This window comes from Mesorhizobium sp. M7A.F.Ca.MR.362.00.0.0, assembly GCF_004023175.1.
Classification (GTDB): Bacteria; Pseudomonadota; Alphaproteobacteria; order Rhizobiales; family Rhizobiaceae; genus Mesorhizobium.
In genome coordinates, this window is the sequence record NZ_RZTF01000055.1 from 1 (window position 1) to 3,918 (window position 3,918).

The window sequence follows — 3,918 nt, forward strand, 5'->3', positions numbered from 1 at the left end:
GCACTTCTCCCCGTATAGTGACGGGGAGAAGGACGCTCTCGTCCAAGATTTCGCCAATCCTCAACGTTGCAGGAATAGCGGCCAGGTTGCAGCCAGCGGCCCTCTCCCCGTCCCTATACGGGGAGAGGATGCCGGCAGGCAGGTGAGGGGCGGCGCTGACTTGCACAAGAAAATTCATTTCGCGACCTGCCTCGCACCCACGCCAGCCGCCGGCTCAACGGCGGAAATCTCGTGCGTCAGCGTGTTGCGGGTGACCTTCAGCCAGGCCCGGCAGCCGCCGCCATGGTACCAGTATTCGCTGGTCGCGCCGGCGACATTGTCGCGCAGATAGACATAGTCGAAGACCTCGTCTTCCGAGGCGCCGGCTTCGGGCCGTACGGGCTTGGCGTCGCCGAGATAGGTGAACTCGCCGAGTTCGCGTTCGCCGCAGAAGGGACAGACAATGCGCATGCTGTTCTAGACCGCCTTCAATGCAGGTTCGGTTGGGCGCCCTGGCCCTTTTCGTCGATCATCGCACCAGTCCGGAACCGGTCGAGGCGGAACCGTGCGGCCTCTTCGTGCGATTCATCGCGGGCCAGAAGGTGGGCAAAGACAAAGCCGGAGCCCGGCGTCGCCTTGAAGCCGCCATAGCACCAGCCGGCGTTGAGATAGAGCCCGTCGACCGGTGTCTTGTCGATGATCGGCGAGCCATCCATCGACATGTCCATGATGCCGCCCCACTGGCGCAGCAGGCGCACGCGGCCGATCATCGGCATCAGCGCCATGCCGCCCTCGCAGACATCCTCCATCACAGGCATGTTGCCGCGCTGGGCGTAGGAATTGTAGCCGTCTATGTCACCGCCGAAGACGAGGCCGCCCTTGTCGGACTGGCTGACGTAGAAATGGCCGGCGCCGAAGGTCATGACACCGGGGATGAGCGGCTTGATCGCCTCGGAGACAAAGGCCTGCAGCACATGGCTTTCGATAGGCAGGCGCAGGCCGGCCATCGCCGCGACGCGCGACGAACTTCCGGCAACAGCCATGCCGACCTTGCCGGCGCCGATCTTGCCGCGCGACGTCTCGACGCCGGTCACCTTGCCATTGGCGTCCCTGACGAAGCCGGTGACTTCGCAATTCTGGATGATGTCGACGCCGAGTTCGCTCGCCGCATGGGCATAGCCCCAGACCACCGCATCGTGCCGCGCCGTGCCGCCGCGCCGCTGCAAGAGCCCGCCTTGCACCGGAAAGCGCGCATTGTCGAAGTTCAGGAACGGGATCATCTTCTTGACGGCAGCGAGGTCGAGCAGTTCGGCGTCGATGCCGTTGATGCGCATGGTGTTGCCGCGCCGCGCATAAGCGTCGCGCTGTGCGTCGGAGTGGTAGAGGTTGATGACGCCGCGCTGGCTGACCATCGCATTGTAGTTGAGGTCCTGCTCCATCCGCTCCCACAGCTTCATCGACAATTCGTAGAAGCCGGTGTTGCCGGGCAGGCCGTAATTGGAGCGGATGATGGTGGTGTTGCGGCCGGCATTGCCGGAGCCGATCCAGCCTTTTTCGAGTACGGCGACATTCTTGATGCCGTACTCGCTGGCGAGAAACCAGGCGGTGGCAAGTCCGTGGCCGCCGCCGCCGATGATCACCACGTCGTAGCGATCCTTCGGCGTGGCGTCGCGCCAGGTGCGCTGCCAGTTCTTGTGGCCGGACAGGGCGGCGCGGGCGAGCGAGAAGATAGAATATTTCATCAGTTCATTCCGAGGTCGCTCGCACCGCGCTGGGGACTTTTCTTAAAGCATCGGATTCGTCCGAAAATCGCTACACACTTTTCGGTCCGATGCTTTAGATATCCAGCGTGTGGTCGCGCTCCCATTGCGTGAAGTGCGAAGCATAGGAATTCCATTCCTGGTGCTTCAGCTTTAGGTAGGCCGACGAGAATTCCTCACCCAGCGCCGCCTTGAGCGATTTGTCCTTGTCGAACTCGCGCAACGCGTCGAGCAGGTTGAGCGGCAACTTCGGCGCGCCCTTCACCGTGTGCCCATGCTGGTACATGTCGATGTCGTAGCGCTTGCCGGGATCGGCCTTCGAGCGGATGCCGTCGAGGCCGGCGGCGATGATGACAGCCTGCAGGAGATAGGGGTTGGCCGCACCATCCGGCAGGCGCAGCTCGAAGCGGCCGGGGCCGGGCACGCGCACCATGTGGGTGCGGTTGTTGCCGGTCCAGGTCACTGTGTTCGGCGCCCATGTCGCGCCCGAAATGGTGCGCGGCGCGTTGATGCGCTTGTAGGAATTCACCGTCGGATTGGTGATGGCGGCCAGTGCCGAGGCATGCTTCATAATGCCGCCAAGGAAGTTCCTACCCTTGGCCGACAGGCCGAGCTCCATCGAATTGTCGGCGAAGACGTTGGTCTTGCCTGCCTTGTCCCAGACCGAGATATGGGCATGGCAGCCATTGCCGGTCAGGCCCTGGAAGGGTTTGGGCATGAAAGTCGCGCGCAGGCCATGCTTTTCCGCGATCGACTTGACCATGAACTTGAAGAACGAGTGCTTGTCGGCGGTCGCCAGCGCGTCGTCGAAGGCCCAGTTCATCTCGAACTGGCCATTGGCGTCCTCATGGTCGTTCTGGTACGCGCCCCAGCCGAGCGCCAGCATGTGGTCGCAGATCTCGGCGATGACGTCGTAGCGCCGCATCACCGCTTGCTGGTCGTAGCAGGGCTTTGAGGCCGTGTCGTATTCGTCGGAGATCGTCTTGCCGTCGGGCGAGATCAGGAAGAACTCGGCCTCGACGCCGGTCTTGACGTGCATGCCGTCGCTGGCGGCTTCCGCGATCAGCCGCTTCAGCGTGTTGCGCGGCGCCTGGTCGACCTCCTTGTCGTCCATGATGCAGTTGGCCGCGACCCAGGCAACCTCCGGCTTCCACGGCAGCTGGATGACCGAGTCCGGATCCGGCACCGCCAGCATGTCGGGATGTGCTGGCGTCAGATCCAGCCAGGTGGCGAAACCGGCAAAGCCGGCGCCGTCCTTCTGCATGTCTGATATCGCCTGTGCCGGCACCAGTTTGGCACGCTGACCACTGAACAGGTCAGTGTAGGAAATCATGAAATATTTGACGTTTTTCGCCCTTGCGAATTCTGCAAGATCAGTTGCCACGCTAGTTCCCCATTTTTGTCGATTGTTGGCCCCAGAGTATGCGGGCTTCGGCCCTTCATTGATTAGAAGCCGTTCTTCCCCGGTATCCAGTTGGTGCCGGCCAGCGGCACGCCGGCCATGGCGGCTGCCTCGATCGTCAGCGCGACGAGGTCCTCGGGTTCGAGATTGTGCAGGCTGTTCTTGCCGCAGGCACGGGCGATGGTCTGCGCTTCCAGCGTCATCACCTTGAGGTAGTTCGCCAGCCGGCGCCCGGCAGCCACCGGATCGACCCGCTTCATCAATTCCGGGTCCTGTGTGGTGATACCGGCGGGGTCGCGCCCCTCGTGCCAGTCGTCATAGGCGCCGGCCGTGGTGCCGAGCTCGTTATACTCCGCCTCCCAGCGGGGATCGTTGTCGCCGAGCGCGACAAGGGCAGCCGTGCCGATCGAGACCGCGTCGACGCCGAGCGCCAGCGCCTTGGCGACATCGGCGCCGTTGCGGATGCCGCCGGAGACGATCAGCTGCACCTTGCGATGCATGCCGAGATCCTGCAGCGCCTGCACCGCCGGCCTGATGCAGGCAAGCGTCGGCTGGCCGACATTTTCGATGAACACTTCCTGGGTCGCGGCCGTGCCGCCTTGCATGCCGTCGACGACGACGACATCGGCGCCGGCCTTCACGGCAAGGGCTGTGTCATAATAGGGCCGCGCGCCGCCGACCTTGACGTAGATCGGCTTTTCCCAGTCGGTGATCTCGCGCAGCTCCAGGATCTTGATCTCGAGATCGTCGGGGCCGGTCCAGTCGGGATGGCGGGAG

At 63.4% G+C, this 3,918-nt stretch carries 4 protein-coding genes; all 4 read right to left on the reverse strand.

Features of this window, described 5'->3' with window-relative positions:
• Positions 1-174: 174 nt before the first annotated feature.
• Positions 175-450, reverse strand: a complete 276-nt coding sequence (locus EOC06_RS10365) for a sarcosine oxidase subunit delta (protein WP_128307685.1) — start codon at positions 448-450, stop codon at positions 175-177.
• Between the two features lie 17 nt (positions 451-467).
• Positions 468-1,721, reverse strand: a complete 1,254-nt coding sequence (locus EOC06_RS10370; protein WP_127270293.1) for a sarcosine oxidase subunit beta family protein — start codon at positions 1,719-1,721, stop codon at positions 468-470.
• Between the two features lie 94 nt (positions 1,722-1,815).
• A complete protein-coding gene (gene glnT / locus EOC06_RS10375; protein WP_024502590.1) occupies positions 1,816-3,123 on the reverse strand; it encodes a type III glutamate--ammonia ligase in 1,308 nt (435 codons plus the stop codon).
• A gap of 62 nt (positions 3,124-3,185) precedes the next feature.
• Positions 3,186-3,918 (reverse strand): FMN-binding glutamate synthase family protein (locus EOC06_RS42150; protein ID WP_245469459.1); only part of this gene is annotated, 733 nt, incomplete at its 5' end.

Excerpts from the sequence above, each read along its gene's own strand:
- EOC06_RS10365 (WP_128307685.1), bottom strand. The coding sequence starts at position 450 with ATGCGCATTGTCTGTCCCTTCTGCGGCGAACGCGAACTCGGCGAGTTC.
- EOC06_RS10370 (WP_127270293.1), bottom strand. The coding sequence starts at position 1,721 with ATGAAATATTCTATCTTCTCGCTCGCCCGCGCCGCCCTGTCCGGCCAC.